Here is a 20,886-nt window from a genome sequence, read left to right on the forward strand (position 1 = left end):
AGCAAATTGTACTGAAAGGCGATGCTGACTCAGCCCGCCTAGATTATCTCGATATTCTCACGGTTGGTAGCACACCGACTTTTGATGAGAGCGGTGAAGCCACTGGCAACTTTTATGAAGTGGTAGAACAGGCAGAAGGCTTCAAGCTCGAAGTTGAGCAAATGGATTTGGTGGGTGAAGTCCAGATTGAACAAGAATTCTTTAGCTCTAATGGCCGCTATGTTGCGACAAATGACGCTGCTAGCTTTCAGGCAACGAGTTCATTCACTGGAAAGACAGGCTATTACGATATTGTCGTAGCTTATTACGATACAAATAATGGTGCTGCCGAAATTGCACTAAAAGTCGCAGATCAAGAATTAGCTCGATGGTTTTCAAGTCAAGACTTAGGGAGTGCTTCCGTTAGTCGTGATGGTTTAGTTAAACAGACTGTTGTAGAGGCAATAAAGCTGACAGAATCAGATTTGATTCAACTTAATGCCACTGGACATAATGGCGATCGCGTCAATCTCGACTACATCCAGTTCATTGAAGTAGAAGCCCCTGAAATTATCCTGCCTGATACCATCATTCGCATTGAAGCTGAAGATATGAATATCGTCAGCGGCGACTATGACATTAAAGAATTTGATTTTGCCTCTGGTGGCAAAGCCGTCAAATCTAAATCAGAAGATAGCAAGAAGACAATCAATCTCAACACTACTTTCGCGGGAACAGCAGGAACCTATAACGTCATTGTCGGTTATTACGATGAAAATGATGGTTTAGCCCAGTTCACAGCCAGCGTCGGTGGTATTCAGCAAGACACTTGGGTGGCAAATCAAGATTTAGGTCATAACGATGTTGCCCGCCAAACTTTCACAACCCACACCATCACTAACGTAGAACTCGATGCTGGTGATGTCTTTCACCTCACAAGTTTGCGAGAGAGTGGTGACCAAGTCCATGTTGACTACATCGAATTTGTTCCAGCACAAATTACGACACCTGAAGTGTTCCAAATCGAAGTCGAGCAGATGGATTTGTCGAACCAAGGCAATATCAAAACAGAAACGTTTGCCTATAGTGGGGGCTTTGTTGAAACCAGTAGTAGCTTTACTGGTACGACTTTATTTGATGGGGAAACAGGTTTCTATGACGTGATTGTCGGCTATTACGATAGCAATAAAGGTGCGGCTGAAATCTCCCTGAGTATCGATAATCAGGAACTTGACCGATGGTATGCAGATGAAGAGTTTGGTACTGATAAAGCGATTGTACAAAGTTTGACCACTCATACTGTCGCTCAAGGTATCCAAATCACTCACCAAGATTTAGTTTCAATCACTGGTATCGAAGACAATGGTGACAAAGTCAACGTTGACTATATCCAGTTCATCGAAGTCAAAGCACCAGAAATCGTCGATACACCGCCTGAGCCTATCGAACCTATTCGAGTAGAAGCCGAAGATATGCTTTTATCGGGTAACTATAACTTTGAGGGTCAGACTTTTGCCTCAGGCTCTGAGCTGATTAAGACAAGCTCTAGCCTCACTGCCAAAACTGAGTTCAATGGACCAGCAGGACTATACGATATTGTCGTTGCTTACTACGACGAGAATGATGGCAACTCGCCAGTCACTGTTTCTCTAGATGGCACTCAACTAGATAGCTGGATCTTCAATCAAAATCTAGGCAATCGCTTTGCGGGAACAGATAACCTCGTTACTCGTACAGTCGCGAGCGCAGTGAGCCTCGACGCAGGAATGATGCTCGAACTTCAAGCATCACGCAACTCTTACGAATATGCTCGCGTTGATTATGTAGAGTTTATTGCGGTTGCGCCGGAAGAGCCGACTAATGACACTAGTGACAAAGAAATATCTAGTGAAAATGCCGATATTTTACGAGGTGGAGATGGAGATGATATTGCCTACGGTGGAGCCGGAGATGACAGTATCTATGGCGACTCTGGTAATGACACACTCTATGGAGATTTTGATAACGAGGTTGTAATCCCAAGTGTTGAAGTTACTACTCCAGCCACTCTAATCTTCCAACAAGGTGTAGATGGCTATAACGGCACTGTTGACACTTTTATAAATAGCGGCTCTCGTAATGCAAATAATAGTGGCGCAACATCACTCGATGTAGATGGGAGTGAAGACGATGACGATGATGACGAAGGGTCTTCTGTCCAAAGTCTGATCCGATTCGATGCTCTTTTCGGTAATCAAACAGGCCAAATCAATCTTAACGACACGATTGACTCTGCAACATTAGAAATATACGTAACAGATCCAGGCGATCGCCTCGCATTCCACAACATGCTTACCGAGTGGTCTGGCACCGACACTTGGAATTCCCTTGGTAGCGGTATTCAGGCTAATGGCATAGAAGCTAGCAGTTCGGCGATCGCCACAACTAGCTCAGTCAGTACAGGCCTCTTACAAATTGATGTCACCGCAAGCTTACTTGCTTGGCAAGCAGACCCAACAGCCAATAATGGTTGGGCGATCTTGCCTACAGGTAGTGGAGGCGTTAATTTTGACTCTGCCGAAGGAAGCTATGCTCCTCGCTTAATCATTGATGTCAAAAAAACGAATACTCCAGTAGCCGAGAACAATAGCTCACAAGGTGAGTCAGGTGATGACACTCTAATTGGTGGTAGTGGCAATGACAGTTTAAGCGGTGGCGGTGGTGATGATGTTTTGCTTGGTACAGATGAAGTTGCCCTTGGCCTAAATGAACAAGATATTTTAGTCGGCGGTAGTGGCGCTGATCTATTCATAGTAGGCGATACAGCGTCTGTCTACTATCACCAAGGTGCAGTGGCCGATTACGTAACTATCAAAGACTTCGTCTCTAATATCGACACTGTGCAGTTACATGGTTCTACGAGTAATTACAGCACTATTCTCCAAGGCTCTGACACTTTATTATTTTGGCAGGGAGACCTAATCGCCCAATTTAATGGAGTCACAAATCTCGATCTGATGAGTAATGATTTTCAGTTTGTTGTCTAATCAACAATTACATAAGCTGCCAATAAATCTTTTAATTCTCTTATCGATTGGAGGAAAGATTTCCTCCTAAAACTTATGCAACATGACTATTTTTCCGACAGTTCAATAAGAGCTTAAATCTCTTTTGTATTTTTTGTTTTATGAATTTTTCGTAAATATATAATGGCTTGATTTATCTTGATGATATTAACTCGGTTTTTGAAGCAATCAACCTGAAAACCAAGGCATACAAGCAATACACAAAGTTATTGTTTTGTCTAAACTGGGATTAATTAGTGTATTTCTTCATCTCTTTACTAGAAGTTTATATAACGAAGTTCTAGTCAATAATCCTTCAGTATTTGTACCGATGTGTAGGTTCTCACCCCCTAGATAGAATAAACAAGCTTACGGGATTGCCCTTCTAACTTTTACTCTTATCTACACTCTTCATTAACCCATTTTTTCGAAAGTTCGAGCAAACTTATGCCTGCTTTTAACCTTACATATGATTTGAATGTCACCTTGGAGCAACGACTTGCTTTCGAGATGGCAGCTCGTATCTGGGCAACCTTATTACAAGACGATGTAGAGATTAACCTACATATCGGCGCAATCGATGGGTTAAATGGCAATGAAGCAGTGGGCGGCGCTGTCCCCATCTTCCATGAAGTTAACTACGGCGTTTATCAAGAGTATTTAGCGAATGATGCCACATCAGAACAAGATGATTCTGTCGTTGATGCTCTTCAAGAAGGAAATACTGTTGATGTTCTCATCGATGCAGATGGTGATGGAACGTCCGAGGTCGTCGACGGTAATACAACAATTATGCTCACCCGTGCTCAGGCAAAAGCCTTGGGGATGGAAGATGAGCTTCTCTTAGATAACGGCAGCACTTGGGATCGTGACGTTTTAGAAAATCCCGATGCTTTAGATGGTTATATCGTCATTAACAATAGCTATGACTGGAGCTATGACCTCACCCGCGAAGACGATGTGGAAGAAGGGCAGTTAGATTTCCTTACTATGGCGCTCCATGAGATTGGTCATAGTTTGGGATTTGTCAGTGGTCTTGATGGACTAATTGAATCCTTTGAGATGTATTCCGGTGAGATTCGCACAGAAGGAATGACGGCTCTCGATTTATTGCGTTACAGCGAAACGAGCGTCGATGTTAATAATCCCGATGGCACAGTAAGTGATCTCACTTTCGGAAGTGATACTTATTTCTCTATTGATGGTGGCGAAACATCCGAAGCAAATTTTGAGGGCGGAGATGATTACCAAGCGAGTCACTGGCAACGGTTACAAAATGCCCTTGGGATCATGGATCCGACACTGGGATATCAAGAACGTACAGATATTTCAGAGTTAGACCTAAAAGCATTTGATGTATTGGGATGGGACGTAGATTACGGTGCATTAAGTGCTGGGCTGGATCTAGACTGGCTCTATCAAGAGGCGATCGCCGCAATTAGTGAAGACTTCAAGGTCGGTGTCGACGCTGTGGAGTCTGCCTTAGAAAATGGTGATGACTGGTACAGCCTGGCACGGGGAACTTGGTGGGAAACATTCAAATCCCAGATGATTGACCTAGGTTATGGCGACTGGTGGGAAGCCTTTGAAGCAGAAGCAGCAGCCTTATCTCCCGGTGGTTGGTGGCAACAACTAGACCAACAAATGTTGGAGCTAGGCCCCGGTTCTTGGTGGCAAATTTTCGAAGACTATGCAGCGAACCTAGCACCAGGAGGATGGTGGCAAGAGTTTGAACTCGCTCCCGGTGGCTGGTGGCAAGAATTTGAGACAGCTATGTGGGAGTTGTCTCCCGGTGGCTGGTGGCAAACCTTTGAACCAGCGATGGTGGAGCAGAGCTTCGGCAGTGTGTGGCAAGTCTTTGAATTGCAAATGGAGTCACTCGGTTATGGAGCCTGGTGGCAGCAATTTGAAGCAGACTTGTTGGGTTCTGGCTACGATTCCTGGTGGGATGCTTTTGGTGAGGCGATTCTAGAGCTTGGCCCTGGTGGTTGGTGGCAAGCGTTCGAGGACAAAGTAATTGAGCTTTATCCCGGTGGCTGGTGGCAACAGTTTGAGGAAGATTTAGTTGAGCTCGTTCCTGGTGGTTGGTGGTTGACACCTGGCGGCTGGTGGCAAGCGTTTGAACTTAGTCCTGGTGGCTGGTGGCAGCAAATCGAAGACTACACAAGAGATGTTCAATCTGCTGAAGAAGTTCTTAATAACCTTGTTGGTGATGACGTAGAAACTAATAGCGACCAAACCATGACTGGGGGTGATAACGACGACATCCTAGCTGGTGGTGAAGGTCAAGATTTGATTAACGGTAAGGCCGGTGATGATCTCATCGACGGTAAAGGTGGTAACGATATTATCCTTGCAGGAAAAGGTAACGACATTGCCTACGGTGCAGAGGGCAATGATGTCGTCTTTGGTGACGAAGGTGATGACTTTATTGCTGGGGAAAATGGCGATGACCAAATCTTTGGTGAAGCTGGACACGATATTCTTTCTGGTGGTCGCGGTGCAGACAACATCAGTGGTGGTGAAGGTCGTGATGTCTTAAAAGGCGACACTGACGATGATGTGCTCGATGGTGGCGCCGGTGATGATCAACTGAATGGTGGTTCTGGCAACGATCTTGCAATTGGTGGAACAGGTCAAGACATTGTACTTGGCGGTGCTGGTAATGATGTTCTCTATGGTGACAACTATTTAGCACCAGCTGAGGGTGGCTCTGATACTGATGACTCCGATGGCCAACCCGATGACCAACCAAACAGCACCATACCAGTCGTTACTACTGCAGATGAGGCGATCGCCAACCTAGGTTTCTGGACACGCATCGAAGCCGAAGACATGTGGCTCTGGAAATATAAAAAAGAAAAAGTCAAAGACGGAGAACTCGAAGCTTCTGGTGATGAGTTCATCTCGACAAAATGGAAAGGTTCAGCCACCACTACTTTTAATGGGGCCGATGGTATTTATGACTTTGTTCTTGGATACCAAGACGAATCCAATGGCATTGCTGATATCACCATAATGGTCTGGGATGGATTGTGGCTAAAAGATAGCCACACATTCTACTTATCTGAAGCGACAGGAGCTTACACCCATAAAATTTCAGGACTCAATCTAGAGTCAGGCGACAAGATCGTTATCTGGGGTGACTCCGATGGTGATGACGAAGCTCGCATCGACTATCTCGATATCCTCACCACTGGATTTACGCCAAATCTCGATGAAAATGGCGCTCCCGCTGATGGCTTCTATGAAGTCGTTGGCAATCAGGAAAACATTATCCAGCTCGAAGTTGAGCAGATGGATTTAAACAGTGGCGCAATTATCCAGTCAGGAGAATTCGCTTCCAATGGCCAATATGTCAGTACAAATGGCGATTCCACAGTTGTTTCGGATGCATATTTAACGCAAGTTCTGGGTGACCTTTCGCAATACAGCGACGCACAATTGGATTACTACAGAACTCTTCTAGCTGGTTCGACTAGCTCTAGTAGTAGTTTTGGAGCAACCAGCCTTTTCTCTGGCGACACAGGTTACTACGACGTTGTAGTTGGTTACTACGACACCAGTAATGGCACAGCAGAAATTTCGATTGGCATTGACAACAAAGAAGTTGACCGCTGGTATTCCGATGAGAGCTTAGGCACCACCCTAGTTAATTCAGATGCTTTAATCACTCGAACCGTCGCCCAAGGTGTTTATATCACCTACCAAGATTTGATTGAAATTGGGGCAACTTCTCATCTTGGCGATAGCGGAAACCTTGACTATATCCAATTCATTGAAGTTGAGCAGCCTACTGAAACTACAGAAATTGTCGAGCAAGCCCCCAACGTTCCAGAAACATCTGGTCTACCAGAAACCATCCGAATCGAAGCAGAAGATACAGACAAAGTTCAGCTAAGCGGTAAGTATCGCTTCGAATCTCAAAGCTTTGCTTCCGGTGGCAGCCTCGTCAGAGCCAAAAATTCACAGGGTTACACATTAACCACGGAGTTCACTGGGACTGCGGGTCTATATAACATCGTTATCGGTTATTACGATGAAAATGATGGTGAATCCCCTGTCACAGTTAACTTAGATGGCAATCAACTTGATAGTTGGATTTTTGACCAAAACCTAGACAGTAACCTTGCGACAGCGAATAATTTTGTAACTCGTACTGTAGGTAATGCTGTTAGCCTCGAGAATGGTTCTCGCTTGGAAATTCATGCAAACCAAGAATCCTCTGAATTTGCCCGCATCGACTATATCGAATTCATTGCAGTCCAAGAAACACCAGAAGTTACTCCAGCAGAGACTGACGACGATAGTGGCGATAGCAATAATAACGACATTATCCGTGGTGGCGATGGTGATGACATCGCTTACGGTGGCGAAGGCAATGACACCATTTACGGTGATGCTGGTAACGATACTCTCTACGGCGACACCGATGGCTCCGTCCAAAATGTGGCTCCTGTTCCTACTCAAACTTTCACACCTACAACTCTGACTTTCCAGCAGGGCATCAATGGCTATCAAGGTACCGTTGATACTTACGTGGATGAGTATTACGGCTCTCAAGTAACTGGTTTTGGGTCAGCGCAGACTCTCCTCGTAGACGATAATTATGGTGGTTTCGCTGTACAGAGTTTGCTGCGCTTTGACGATATTTTTGGCGGTCAGTCGAGTCAGATTGATGAGAATGACGTTGTAACTTCTGCAATATTGGAAATTGATCTGACATATGCTGGCGATCGCCTTATGCTTCACAACATGCTGCAAAGCTGGTCAGACAATGCAACATGGGGTTCCCTCGGGAATGGCATTCAAACAAATGATGTGGAAGCCGCAAGTACACCAATTGCTATCGTCGAGAATACAGCGAACGGAACTTTACAAATTGACGTAACCTCAAGCCTACAAGCTTGGCAAGCAGATCCTGCACAAAATCGCGGCTGGGTTTTGTCATCCACAGGCGATGAAGGTGTTGATTTCTATTCCTCAGAGAGCGGTTATGCCCCTCGACTCATCGTTGACGTAAACCAAAGCAGCGACTCAACTCCTCAAACAACAGATACTCCCATAACGAATAACTTTGATGGCAGCAATCCCGTCATACTCGATCACACGAATGACCTCCTTCTAAACAATGGCACACTAAGCTTCAACTTCAACGCTAGTAGTGTGAGCCAAAAACAGGGACTCTTCTCAAAAGACTCTTATGGTTACGACAATGGTGGTCATTTGACTGTATATATCAAAAATGGAGAATTAGTTCTCCGGGTACAAAGTACAAGCCAAACCTACTTCCTTGACACTGAAATTAGTGCGAATCAAAACTATGATGTGGCGATCACATTTGGTAGCAATGGCCTTGAATTATGGCTTGATGGCGTCCTTGAAGACACTCATAGCTATACCGGAGGACTTGGCATAACATCTGGAGGTCTCGGCAACTATGAACCAATTGTCCTAGGTGCAACCCAGATAACTAGTGGTGATTTGGTCGCTGATGACGTTCGCGATCATTTTGCTGGGCATCTCAGTGATGTACGCCTCTATGATCAGCAGCTCGACAGCTCCAGTATTTCTTTAATTCCTAATAATTTAGTTCAGACCGCAAATATCGTCTTTGAGGCATTAACTTCGTCGCAACCTAACTCATTAAACGGCAATGACTACCTGATTGGTGGAGCTGGCAATGACACCTTAAACGGCGGTGGCGGAAATGACATTTTGCTCGGCACAGATGATGTCAGCTTAGGTGCCAATGAGCTAGATGTTTTGACCGGTGGTTCTGACTCCGACACCTTTATTCTCGGAGACACAGAATCGGCATATTACAGCCAAGGAGGTGATGCAGACTATGCCCTTATTACAGACTTCGAAATAGGCACAGATCACGTTAATCTGTCTGGTTTACTCGAAGACTATACCCTCGTCAGCGAAGGCTCTGACAGCCTTTTGTATTGGCAAGGTGAAGATCTGATTGCGCGCTTTAGCGGAGGTTCTAATATGACCCTCAGCTCTACAATTTTTATAGTGAGTGATCCGTAATGACTTGATCACTAGCTAACAAAAATTGAAGACTCTCTCAACTTCAAAAAACTCTCAACTTTTCATCAACTTTTTAAAACTCCTAATCAATCAAAAATTTCAATATCAATTTTTGCTTTTGAAGCAATTCCTTTCCACAGAGTTAAACCAGCAATGCCATAGCATTCTTAAGCCCCCTAGTTATCATGCAAAACTTACTAATCTCTTGCATCACAATTTCGACACTTCCCCTAGTGACGACCATACTCGGGCATTCGGCGCAAGCTGCTATTAGACCAGTAGATATGAATGCACATCTTGGCCATACAGAGATTTATAACCAGGGTGATGACCGCGAGGGTTTCCCCGGAGATCTCGTTGGTGGCGGGACCCGATACAACATCTGTGGCACTGATATCAAAACAGTTTATTGCTCGAACTAACTCTCAGAATCGGGACTTTAAACTAGGCATCGCTTTTTGTATCTAAAAAAATCACACTTTACTGACCAGTCTTAAATAAAAACGACAAGGATAACGTTATGAGCTTCTTAAACGGCAACAAAAAGATTTTGAACTTCGGAACCTGTGCATCTTTGAGCCTCGCTCTAACGGTAGCCACTGGTACTAGCACTGTTTTCTCTCAAACCCCTGCAAACTCTGAGATTACTGACAGTACGACGTTAATGTCGAAGGCTTTCAATCCACCAAATGAAGGTGAACCTGCTCAGACAGTGGGTGGAGCTAGTAGAGGCCTTTGTTCCGGTGGAGATTTAGCGAGTGTTTCGTTTAAGCAAACAAGTTCTGCATTGACGGCTCAACTCCCTGAAGGGATGGCGAAGCAAGTCTTTTTCAGTTTACGAGATGCGAGTAATAACACTTTGTACCAAGGTTTTGTCCCAGTCAATAATAATCAGGCCTTGATCTCAGGCGATGTCCTTGGTGATCTCGATGCAGCAAATGGTGACTACACATGGTCAATGGCAATTATTTGTGGCCGTGCGCTACGCCCTGATAGTCCAGTATTCCGAGGAAACCTTTAAAGAAAAGCCGTTATCATCCAACTATTTGCGTGTCCCAATAATATAGTGGTCATTGTTTAACTAAATTTAATGTTTTGCTATTCATTGGCGAACTAAGGGAAATGATGAAAGGGTGATCATTTATGGAGATTAGCTTGGAATAATTAGCTTAAATGCAACATCGGGCAGTTTGTTCCAGCCACGCATTTACAATTCTTCTATGATTTAGTTGCTACGGTATCGTCTTGTCTAGGCTAAAAATCAATGGATCGAACTGGTTCTAGTTTGTCGAATTTTTCACTGGTTACTTCTATCTGTCTTGGTTTACTCTCGTCTATGGGGCCGGGGGCGATCGCCCAAGCACAGGTTGTGGCGGATATGGCGGCTGGTAGTAACCTTGGGACAACAGTTGGTTCTATAGGTTTAGACTTCACCGTCGATGGTGGAACTACCCAAGGTACAAATTTATTTCATAGTTTTAATACCTTTTCTGTCCCAGCTACTGGCTCTGCAACTTTCAATAATGCTGGATCAATCACTAATATTTTTAGCCGTGTAACAGGCAATAGCACATCACTCATTGAAGGGGAATTACGAGCCAATGGCACAGCCAATCTATTTCTAATTAATCCCAATGGCATTACTTTCGGAAGAGATGCGAGCTTAAACCTTGATGGTTCTTTCGTAGCGAGCACCGCAGAGGCAATTACTTTTGATGGCGCAGAATTTAGTGCAACAAATCCAACAACCACTGTACCACTCTTAACTATTAATACCCCTGTCGGTCTTCAATTTGGGGCAACAACCCCTGCGGCGATCAATGTCTTAGGTGATGGTAGTCAAACGCTGTTTAACCCAGATTTCACTCTAGATGTTAGTAACCGCCCTGCAGGCTTAGAAGTTAATGCGGACAAAAATTTAGTTTTAATCGGCGGCGATCTCAATTTACAAGGCGGTAACTTAACAGCATCCACTGGCAATATCGAGTTGGGTGCTGTTGGGGCAAATCAGTCCGTGACCTTAGAATCCGGGTCATTTGCCGTAGATTACTCTAATGTTGGTACTTTTGCCGATATTACATTGACGGATGCTGCCTCTGCTGGAATTATCGGGGGTGATGTCGGTCGTATACAAGTGCAAGGTCGTCGAATCTCGCTACAGGATGGTTCGGGAATCGCTGCTCAAATTAACACTGAAGGTAGCGGTGAAATTTTTATAAAGGCTTCAGAAAGTCTTATTGCGGATGGGAGATCGTCATATTTTGTCTCCCCAACACCGGGACAAAGTACTATTCCCAGTGGTATTGGTTTGATTGTCAACGTTGGTGCGAGAGGGACGAGTGGCAATATTTTATCTGTTGAATCCCCGCTAATCAGGCTTACTGGTGAAGCCCAGATTGGTTTAGGGACAGCAGGAATTGGAGAAACAGGTTCACTAATTGTCAAAACCAATAACCTTGAGGCGTCAGGTAATTCACCAGGTGGTTTTAGTGGTGTGTATGCAGCAATACTGCCGCGTTTAGGTCCTCCAGGAAGTCCGCAAGAATTTTTAGATTTACAGGCAACTACAGCGAGTGATTTGACAATTCAAGGTTTTGGCAACAATAGTTTCGTTGAAAATTTGACCCTGACTGATGGTGGTCAAATTTTAAATAGCAGTTTTGGTTTAGGCAATGCGGGCCAAACAAATATCAAAGCTAGAAATGTTGAATTAACTGGGTTTGGTACTGGAGGCCCTAGCTCAATTCAATCGGCAGTGGAATCTTTCCGGGGTGGTAATGGTGGCAGTATTGTTCTTGAAGGCGATCGCCTTGTCGTTACAGGTGGTGCTCAGATTTCTTCTTCAACTGTCTCTTTGAGTAACCCGGCGGGTAATGTCGAAATTAATATGACAGACTCCATTGAATTGACCGGACAGGTTGCTAATGGGCGCAGTGGCATTTTTGCAAATGCTTTATCACAAGCAGTTCCCTCTTTTATTGATCCAAGTGGCTCTTCTAACAGTGCTGGTGACGGCGGTGATATTTCGTTAATAACTGGAAAATTAGTGGTGAGCGATGGCGCAACGATTAATGTCGGTAATTTCGCCAGTAATCCCAATGCACCAGCTACAACTCAAGGTTTAGGAGCCGCAGGCAATATCGAGATTGTGGCTGGTGATGTGGAAGTGACCAATGGCAGTGTAATCACTTCGGATGCAGCTCTTAGTAACTCAGCCGGCAATATCACCATTTCGACACCCGAATCAGGAGGAATTGTTTTCGAGCAAGGTACGCTCTCAGCAAGTGGTGGTGAGGGAAATATTAAACTGCGATCACCAGTCGTGATTCTAGACGATCTCAGTCTAATTAGCGCCAATGGTTTTGGCACAGGCAATGGCGGAAATATCTTAATTCTCTCTGAATTTTTGATTGGTACTAACAATAGCGACATTACGGCGAATGCAGAACAGGCTCTCGGCGGACGGGTCGCGATTTCGGGCTATGATTCGGGGCTGACGATTGCTGATCTTTTATCCGGCGTTGATATTTTTCCAGAAGGTGAAGCAGGCACAATCGTTTTAGGACTTGAAGTCCGCGATCGCCTGACCCCCCTAAACGACATCACTGTCACGTCTGAGCTTGGAGTTGCGTCTAATGGTCGAGTCATTATTAATACTCAAAAGGGAGAAGTTGGGGAAGTAGAAGTATCAAATCCAAATCCTCTCAATGATTTGCGACTTGTCGAAGCTGTTTGTCAGGCGACTCAAGCCGATCAATTGGTTATTTCGGGGCGTGGCGGATTACCCACGATACCTTCTGGGTTGAGAACGAATATTGATACTTGGGAAGATATGCGCTTTGATGCGCAACTTATCGGGATTTCTGAGAATGGGATTCAACAGGCGACTTTAGCCCAACCAACAACCACAGCCTCCACCACAACCGATATTATTCAGGCACAGAGTTTGGTGAAAAATGCCAAAGGACAATATGAATTAGTCTCAACTGCTGCACAATCGGAACCGATGCTGTTAGCGCAGAATGATGCAAAAGGTTGTCCAAATCTCCCTGGGTAAGTTCAGTCATTTAATTTCAACATTTTTAGAATTTTAGGATAGGTCGATGGCAAAGTTTAAACCGCATTTTTTCTTCCCCAAACCGTGGCAACGACTTGCTGCATTAGGTTTGATGTCTTGTTTTCTGGTGTGCTTACCATCAGTGCAAGCTTTTACACCAGAGAATACTGCGGGTGATAAAACAGCGACACCAACCATTCTTCTCTCTGAACAAACGACGGGTCTGACGAAGCTACAGGCAGGCCAGCAATATTATCAGGCGGGGCAGTATCAAGCTGCTCTAGAGGTATGGCAAGAAGCAGAGTCACTTTTTCAAGTTGCGAGTGAAAGTCAAAGTCAGGCGTTAGTCAATAATTATCTTGCCCTCGCAAATCAAAGATTAGGGGGATTGGAAGAAGCGGCGGCGGCGATCGCCACAGCAGAATCTTTGGCAGAACCTTATGGGCAACAAAATCCGAATTTGCTTGGCGTTATTTTAAATACGAAAGGTCGGGTATTTTTGGCTCAGGGAAAGGCAATGGAAGCAGTTGAAGCTTGGCAAGGCGCCCAAAAGTTTTATCGACAGTCCGGCGATCGCCAAGGAACGATTGGAGCACAACTGAATGAAATGCAAGCATTGCAGGTGCTCGGATATTTTCGGCAAGCTAATCGCCTAACAGGAAAGGTTAAGGCAGATCTCGCGAAGCAACCCGATGATCAGCTTAAGGCGATCGCCCTTCAGAATTTTGGTGATTTGCTGCAAGTGATGGGGACATTAGATGAGGCAGAAACCCAGCTCAACGCAGCTCAGGAGTTAGCCAATACCCTCAATAATGATCTTCTGCAAAGTCGGATTGCGAATAGTCTCGGTAATATTGCTCGCCAACGCTCGACACCAGAAGCAATCACACAGGCTGCCCAGTATTATCAACAGGCGATCGCCGAATCCCCAACTAAAGAGTTACGGGTAGACAGTAGCCTCAATTATCTTAGTTTGCTGAGCGAAAATTTTGCGACAGAGCAAATGCTAGAGGGGACTGACCAAACGCTTCTTGCGTTAATTCCAAATTTAAAGGCCGACCTCGCCCAAGCATCTTTGAGCCGCCAAGGTATCGAAACTCAAATTAATTGGGCGACACAGCTTCTCAAGTTGCAATCTTTAGCGATAGAACATCAGGAATTGCAGGCGATCGCCTCCCTTAAAGAATTGCAATCGGATTACATTGCATCAACGCTCGTAAAAGCAACTCAACAAGCCCAACAACTGCGAGATGTCCGAACAGAATCCTTTGCAAAAGGCATTCTCGGTTCGATGTATGAGCAAAATCAGCAGTGGGAAGAGGCTCAAACCCTAACCAATGAAGCACTGGCATTAGCGACCCAAGCCCAAGCTGGGGACATTGCCTACCGCTGGCAGTGGCAATTGGGACGCATTGCCCTCCAATTCAGTGATCGCCAAAAGGGCATTGATGCTTACCAAGCTTCCATTGATACCCTAAATAAAGTTCGAGGGGATCTCCTCGCAACGAATGCAGAGTTTCAATTTTCTTTTCGAGACAGTGTTGAACCCGTCTATCGTGAACTCGTTTCTCTGCTTATTCGCCCAGATTCTACCCCTGCTGAACTGCAGCAAGCCCGTGCCGCGATTGAAGATTTGCAGCTTGCTGAACTAGAAGACTTTTTCCGCTCTGCTTGTATCGATCTCCCAGAAAGAAGCATCGAAGATATCGATAGTACTGCCACCGTTCTATATCCCATCATTTTGGGCGATCGCCTCGTCACGATTAGCTCGATACCGGGTAAACCCCTCCAGCACCACACTGTTAATATCGGCAAAGATGAAGTTGAAGCCACCCTCGAAGAATTTCTTCAATCCCTAAACCCAGCCTTTGACGACAAATACCGTCTCGGATTATCTAAAACAGTCTATGAATGGCTGATCCAACCGATTGAACAAGACTTGGACAAAACGGAAACTCTTGTCTTTGTTCTGGATGGTTTTTTGCGGAGTATTCCGATGGCCGCTCTCCATGACGGTGATCAATATCTCGTCGAAAAATATAACCTCGCCCTCGCTCCCGGATTACAACTCGTTGACCCCAGCACGATTAACCGCGATACGGCTGCAGTCCTTGCCCTTGGTCTAAGCCAATCGCGCCAAAATTTCCCACCTCTACCCGGTGTGAAAGCAGAACTTGCAGCCATTGATCAGGCTATTCCTAGTCAAATTGTGCTCGACGAATCCTTTACTGAATCAAACCTTCGGAAAGAAATTCTTGCTGATCCATTCCCTATTTTGCATTTGGCCACTCACGGTCAATTTAGTTCTAATTCCGATGAGACATTCTTGCTTAGTTGGGATGGGCTAATTGAAGTGGAGGAATTTAAAAATATCATTGATGAACGTTCTTTCATTCCAGAGCAACCCATCGAACTTTTGATTTTGAGTGCCTGTGAAACAGCCGCAGGTGATAAGCAAGCAGCCCTTGGCCTAGCCGGATTTGCGGTGCAGTCTGGTGCGAGAAGTACTCTTGCGACTCTATGGTCAGTCAGTGATATATCCACAACTACATTAATGACGGAGTTCTATGCAAAGTTCACTGCTGAAGACAATCTTTCCCGCAGTGAGTCACTCCGCCAAGCGCAATTAAGTTTGCTGAATAGTGAAGAATATAGCCATCCATTTTTCTGGGCACCATTCGTAATGGTCGGCAGCTGGTTATAGAATGCTGCAATTGATGGAGATGGATATGCAAGTAAGAAGAATCGCTACTAAATTTACGGTGATCGCCAACTGATTCAAAACCAAGGTCAACTCTTAGTTTTTTAGCAATTATCACTCAGCTCTATTTGATCGCTGGAGCTGAAGAAATCATTTATTGTCTGACACGAGAAAGGCCAATCTTCCTCATTTTTATAGTCAAGGGCAAAATGTAACAGGATATCCTCTACTGTCCAAGGTCCTAAGGAAGCCAGGTAGTGGTGCACTAGTAATGGTTGTGGAAGAATAGGGGCAAGATTAAACGTCAAGTCTCACCGTGCTCACTTGCCCTCAATGTCAGTCTCCCAGCACCATTAAATATGGTCACACCCATTCGGGAAAGCAGCGCTATCGTTGCCATGAATGTGGTCGCCAGTTTGTGGAACATCCTGCCCACCCTCCCATTGCAACTGACACTCGTCAATTGATTGACCGTCTCCTATTAGAACGTCTCTCTCTCGCTGGTATCACTCGTGCCACAGGGGTCTCTCTGCGCTGGCTACAGTACTATGTCAATGCCAAATTAGAGACTGTGCCTCACGAGTTACCTGTGACTCAAAAAAAAGAGGGCAACTGACCATCGAAATGGATGAATTGTGGTCTTTTGTCGGTAGTAAAGGTGAGAAAGCATGGATTTGGCTGGCTCTTGACCGAGACACCCGAGAGGTGGTGGGATATGCCATCGGAGACCGTAGTCAAAAGACTGCGAAACAATTATGGGATTCTCTGCCTCCTGTGTATCGTCAGTGTGCGCTGGTCTACACCGATTATTGGGATGCCTATGGCTGTGTCTTACCGAGTAAACGTCATCGAGTTGTGGGCAAGGAGACTGGACAAACAAATCATATTGAGAGATTCAACAACACTCTACGTCAGAGAACGTCCCGCTTAGTCCGTCAGGCACTTTCCTTCTCGAAGAAGTGGGAAAACCACATTGGAGCAGTGGTCTATTTTCTCAGACACTATAATCTCTCTCTTCAGTTATGACCATTACTTGTGCATCACTACCTGGATTTGTACGCCGGAAAAGGCAATTGCCACAAACCATAATCACCCACAACCGCAGGGCTTAGACTGGGACAAAATCAAACCAGAACAGTGGCGATCGATCCCAATTTTAAAAAAGCTCAGGTGATGGCAAGTTTACTTCTGCTCCCAAATGTTGAGAACCTGTTGAGCAGCGGCAGCATATCTTTGAACAATTAGAATAAAGGAAAAATCTTTACTAATTTCAATGCATTCTTCAGCAAGGGCAATAGATTTTTGACGATTGGGAACATTATCCTGATAAAACATACTGAGATTAATTGTGGTCATCGCCACATCGGGCAGATAGGACTGGGGATTCGTTGCCGCTAATTGCCGATATATCTCTAAGGCTTCTTCGTACTCCCCTAATGCCGTTTCATATTCGTTCAATGCTTTGTGCAAAACCGCCAAATTGTTGAGGCTCGTAGCAACGTAGGGCAGATAGGACTGGGGATTCGTTGCCGCTAATTGCCTCCTTATCTCTAAGGCTTCTTCGTACTCCCCTAATGCCGTTTCATATTCGTTGCGATCACTGTGCAAAATCGCCAAATTGTTCAGGGTCATCGCCACATCGGGCAGATAGGACTGGGGATTTGTTGCCGCTAATTGCCTCCTTATCTCTAAGGCTTCTTCGTACTCCCCTAATGCCGTTTCATATTCGTTGCGATCACTGTGCAAAACCGCCAAATTGTTCAGGGTCGTAGCAACGTAGGGCAGATAGGACTGGGGATTCGTTGCCGCTAATTGCCGATATATCTCTAAGGCTTCTTCGTACTCCCCTAATGCCGTTTCATATTCGTTCAATGCTTTGTGCAAATTCGCCAAATTGTTCAGGGTCGTAGCAACGTAGGGCAGATAGGACTGGGGATTCGTTGCCGCTAATTGCCGATATATCTCTAAGGCTTCTTCGTACTCCCCTAATGCCGTTTCATATTCGTTCAATGCTTTGTGCAAATTCGCCAAATTGTTCAGGGTCATCGCCACATCGGGCAGATAGGACTGGGGATTGCTCGCCGCTAATTGCCGATATCTCTCTAAGGCTTCTTCGTAGAGAGGTAGTGCTTTTTTAAATTGATTATGATTCTGAAGAAAGAGCGCATATTCAAACAAAGATTCTGTCGTTTTTTTTGCCCGCAGTGCCCCCTCAAAATATTCACAGACCCGTCCAAACCAGTTTGCTTTCTCATAGAAAGTTGCCCACAGCCGTGCCTTAATCAGAAATTCATCGGCGATCTGCTCTTTACTAGTCTCAATCTTTGCTTGTTCCGCCTGGAGCTGTTCTTGCCGTGCCAACAGTTGATCCAGATCGGCGTTCATCTCCTCCGCTTTAAGGATCGCATCCGCCTCCCGAAATTGCCCCTGCTCAAAATAAGCCTTCGCCTGTCGGAGTCGCTCTGTATTGATCTCTATTTTCGTAAAGGTTTCGTATAACTTAAAAACCGACTCTTTCAGTTGTGCCAGTTGTTTGAGAAGTTGTTGCAGTTCCCCATCCGCTTCAAGTGCCCTTTCTGTCTCGCCAACCTTCTGGAAAATTTCAATATCCCGTTGTTTCTTCTCAATGCGTTGCTTGAGGTTCTGATAATCCAGCGACTGCCCGAAGAAATTCGCCGTTTCGATATTGCCGATATTGTAGATTTTCTCTGTCATAACCAGATTTCGGTGGGTCAAATCCTTCCTTGGGGAAGTTTTTCGTATGAGGAAGGGGTTTCGATGAGTGTCGCAACCTACGGAGAACCCACCCCTCAGTCCCCTCCCGAGAGGCAGGGCTGTTTCATTCTAAAGAAGAAGTAAGAGAATGAGAGTAAAGAAGAAGTTGGTGACAAAAAATGGGCGAAAGTTTGCTGGAGGCATTGAATCGTATTGAAGACCCAAGAGAAGCATCAGGACGAAGATACTCACTGCCTCTAATCTTGTTAATTATCATCATGGCAGGTATGAGAGACGAGTGGGGATATCGAGGTATTGGACGCTTTATCGAACGACATCGTCGTGAACTGATTAAGACGCTGCAGATTCCTCAAGCCCGTGTGCCCTCCTATTCAACTGTTCGGCGAATGATGATGGAATTAGATTTTGAGCAGGTAGCCAAAGTATTTAATCAGTGGGCAAGGCAGCATGTAAGAAAAGGGGATGTAGTGGCAGGGGATTGTAAATCTCTTAAGAATACAGTGGAGAACTCTGACAAGGGGTAATGCAAGCGTAGCTGCAACGAAGTGCCATAAGAGGATGTTTGAAAAGTAAAAGTTTTAAGCAAGTCTTCTCAGTAATAACCGAATAGAAGCAAGATAGAGAAAGGCCTCCGCACTTGCAGTAGTGTATTCATAATCGCGGCTGAGACGACGACACCAATAAAACCATCCAAAGGTACGCTCAATCACCCAACGACGAGGGAGTAAGCAGAAGTCTTTGCGTTCAGATGGGCGCAGCACCATCTGCAAAATAACGCCAAAAGTATCCATTACCCAATGGCAGAGCGCCTGACCTCGATAGCCTCCATCGACATAGAGCAAATACCATCGTTGAAAATTGGAGAGTTTCAATTCAGTAATGCTATACGCCAGTTGCGCAGTAAATTAATGCTTCCATTGACTCTGAATTTTGCAAACAATGCCATAGTCAAGTCAACCATCTGTCTCGATTTTGAGACAACTTTCGTCCTGCGATGAAACCGAGCAAACCAATGGCGATTATCTGAATTGTTTCTCTCAATTGCTATTGTCTCTTTCTTGCTAATGACATGAAAAGCATCTGGGTGATTCTCTAATAGCTGTTGATAGGGTTTCCAATTATCGGTGCAATAGACAGTGATTTGCCATTGCGAGAACCGCTCTAGTAAATGACCTAAAGTTCGACTATCACGACTTCCCAATTCCCAGTCAATGAGTCGCCCAGTATTACGGTCATATGCTTTCCAGACCCAAAGTTTGTTTTTTTCTCTTGGATAAAATGCCATAGCTCATCTAGCTCCACCACGACAGCAGACTCAGGAGTGGGCTTTTCATAATTGGCTTCACCGAAATCTCTTACCCAATTGAGCACTGATTGAGCTGATACACCGAGAATCTTGGCTGTCGCATTCATGGACATACCACTCATATACATCAATACAGCTTCTAATTTCATCCAGAGAGGCTTGCCCCGCTCTTTAGAAAAGCTTGTAAATTGATAATTGCACTGCTTACACTTAAATCGTTGACGATTTTTAGCGAATCCACTTTTGATGATGTTTTGAGCGTTACATTGAGGACAATGAATTGTCATAGAGAGAATTTTAAGGAAACGACTCCCCCCATTTTGCTATAGCATTACCTACTTGAAACTCTCGAAAATTGAATGAATTTTGTCGTAATCTCTCTAATAGCAGTCGTAATCCTTGTGTATCACTAACATTAGCGGCAGTGACAACAGCAACCATCAAAAGACCAAGGCTATCTCCTATGATGTGTCGTTTCCTCCCCTTTACCCGTTTATTGCCGTCAATCCCAACGTGCTCATGAATCATCGAGGCACTATCCACCGACTGAGAATCCACCACCACATAGCTAGGAGAGGAGGGCGGTCATGATTAGCTGTACGCTCATACTCGTAGAGGGTCTGATTGATACATTCGAGGGTGCCATCATCGCGCCATTGGGCAAAGTACCAATAGACTGTTTGCCATTTGGGAAAGTCATGGGGCAAGGAACGCCAGGCAATCCCTCCCATCAGGATATACAGCAGGGCATTCACCACCTGTCTCAAGTCAACGGAGCGAGGTCTTCCTCCAGACTTTACTGATGGCAATAATGGTTTTAGGAGATGCCACTGGTCATCACTGAGATTTGTTGGATATGATTCAGACATGATTTTATTCAGAGATTTCAGTACTTCTACAGACTAAATCTCTTTTTTTCTGCTTGCGATACCTTTTTTAAACATCCTCTAAGCATGGTGCAAGCTTTCACATGCAGCAAATAGGGTGTATTTCCATAAGTTAAACTTATGTCTCCAAAGATGGT

11 protein-coding genes and 1 pseudogene are annotated in these 20,886 nt (G+C 45.0%); 7 read left to right on the forward strand and 5 right to left on the reverse strand.

The genetic code is table 11. From position 1 onward, the window contains the following. Positions 1–119: 119 nt before the first annotated feature. The 6 genes from LEPTO7376_RS17605 to LEPTO7376_RS25045 all read left to right on the forward strand — a co-directional run bounded on the left by LEPTO7376_RS17605 (position 120) and on the right by LEPTO7376_RS25045 (position 16,846). Entirely contained in the window at positions 120–3,005 is a 2,886-nt protein-coding gene (locus LEPTO7376_RS17605) for a DNRLRE domain-containing protein (protein WP_015135474.1), read from the forward strand. A gap of 465 nt (positions 3,006–3,470) precedes the next feature. Then, positions 3,471–9,062, forward strand: a complete 5,592-nt coding sequence (locus LEPTO7376_RS26970; protein WP_015135475.1) for an NF038122 family metalloprotease — start codon at positions 3,471–3,473, stop codon at positions 9,060–9,062. A 520-nt stretch (positions 9,063–9,582) separates the two neighbouring features. After that, on the forward strand, positions 9,583–10,083 hold the full coding sequence (locus LEPTO7376_RS17620) for a DUF928 domain-containing protein (RefSeq protein WP_015135477.1): 501 nt from the start codon (positions 9,583–9,585) through the stop codon (positions 10,081–10,083). 243 nt (positions 10,084–10,326) lie between these two features. After that, entirely contained in the window at positions 10,327–13,119 is a 2,793-nt protein-coding gene (locus tag LEPTO7376_RS17625) for a filamentous hemagglutinin N-terminal domain-containing protein (RefSeq protein WP_015135478.1), read from the forward strand. Between the two features lie 46 nt (positions 13,120–13,165). Continuing rightward, positions 13,166–15,823: a CHAT domain-containing protein gene (locus LEPTO7376_RS17630; protein ID WP_015135479.1), complete on the forward strand. Its 2,658-nt coding sequence runs from the start codon at positions 13,166–13,168 to the stop codon at positions 15,821–15,823. A 313-nt stretch (positions 15,824–16,136) separates the two neighbouring features. Next, positions 16,137–16,846 (forward strand): IS1 family transposase gene (locus tag LEPTO7376_RS25045; RefSeq protein WP_225901104.1). Its coding sequence is split into 2 segments (ribosomal slippage): positions 16,137–16,416 and positions 16,416–16,846, totalling 711 coding nucleotides; the frame shifts between segments, so codons are not numbered across the junction. Positions 16,847–17,002: 156 nt separating this feature from the next. On the opposite strand, the gene LEPTO7376_RS23835 is transcribed toward LEPTO7376_RS25045, so the two are convergent. Further along, on the reverse strand, positions 17,003–18,535 hold the full coding sequence (locus tag LEPTO7376_RS23835) for a tetratricopeptide repeat protein (RefSeq protein ID WP_015135480.1): 1,533 nt from the start codon (positions 18,533–18,535) through the stop codon (positions 17,003–17,005). A gap of 179 nt (positions 18,536–18,714) precedes the next feature. On the opposite strand from LEPTO7376_RS23835, the gene LEPTO7376_RS17650 reads away from it, so the two are divergent. Beyond that, positions 18,715–19,080, forward strand: a complete 366-nt coding sequence (locus LEPTO7376_RS17650; RefSeq protein WP_051188810.1) for a transposase family protein — start codon at positions 18,715–18,717, stop codon at positions 19,078–19,080. A 54-nt stretch (positions 19,081–19,134) separates the two neighbouring features. Here LEPTO7376_RS17650 and LEPTO7376_RS17655 read toward each other — a convergent pair. From LEPTO7376_RS17655 to LEPTO7376_RS17670, 4 genes and pseudogenes are all read right to left on the reverse strand, one after another. After that, positions 19,135–19,416: pseudogene (locus tag LEPTO7376_RS17655) on the reverse strand (transposase); the annotation flags it as partial. Between the two features lie 8 nt (positions 19,417–19,424). Further along, positions 19,425–20,149, reverse strand: a protein-coding gene (locus LEPTO7376_RS25890) for an IS1 family transposase (RefSeq protein ID WP_015135481.1) whose coding sequence is annotated in 2 segments (ribosomal slippage) — positions 19,425–19,822 and positions 19,822–20,149 — 726 coding nt in all. Because the reading frame shifts where the segments join, the coding sequence is not laid out codon by codon here. Positions 20,150–20,159: 10 nt separating this feature from the next. Further along, positions 20,160–20,405, reverse strand: a complete 246-nt coding sequence (locus tag LEPTO7376_RS23840; RefSeq protein WP_216700253.1) for a transposase — start codon at positions 20,403–20,405, stop codon at positions 20,160–20,162. Then, a complete protein-coding gene (locus LEPTO7376_RS17670) occupies positions 20,387–20,731 on the reverse strand; it encodes an IS5 family transposase (RefSeq protein ID WP_051188812.1) in 345 nt (114 codons plus the stop codon). Before LEPTO7376_RS17670 ends, LEPTO7376_RS23840 begins: the two co-directional genes overlap by 19 nt. Between the last annotated feature and the right edge of the window lie 155 nt (positions 20,732–20,886).

The organism is [Leptolyngbya] sp. PCC 7376, from assembly GCF_000316605.1.
In the GTDB taxonomy this organism is placed as follows: Bacteria; Cyanobacteriota; Cyanobacteriia; order Cyanobacteriales; family MRBY01; genus MRBY01.

Coding starts and splice junctions, on each gene's coding strand:
- LEPTO7376_RS26970 (WP_015135475.1), top strand. CDS start 3,471: ATGCCTGCTTTTAACCTTACATATGATTTGAATGTCACCTTGGAGCAA.
- LEPTO7376_RS17620 (WP_015135477.1), top strand. CDS start 9,583: ATGAGCTTCTTAAACGGCAACAAAAAGATTTTGAACTTCGGAACCTGT.
- LEPTO7376_RS17625 (WP_015135478.1), top strand. CDS start 10,327: ATGGATCGAACTGGTTCTAGTTTGTCGAATTTTTCACTGGTTACTTCT.
- LEPTO7376_RS17630 (WP_015135479.1), top strand. CDS start 13,166: ATGGCAAAGTTTAAACCGCATTTTTTCTTCCCCAAACCGTGGCAACGA.
- LEPTO7376_RS23835 (WP_015135480.1), bottom strand. CDS start 18,535: ATGACAGAGAAAATCTACAATATCGGCAATATCGAAACGGCGAATTTC.
- LEPTO7376_RS17650 (WP_051188810.1), top strand. CDS start 18,715: ATGGGCGAAAGTTTGCTGGAGGCATTGAATCGTATTGAAGACCCAAGA.
- LEPTO7376_RS17670 (WP_051188812.1), bottom strand. CDS start 20,731: ATGTCTGAATCATATCCAACAAATCTCAGTGATGACCAGTGGCATCTC.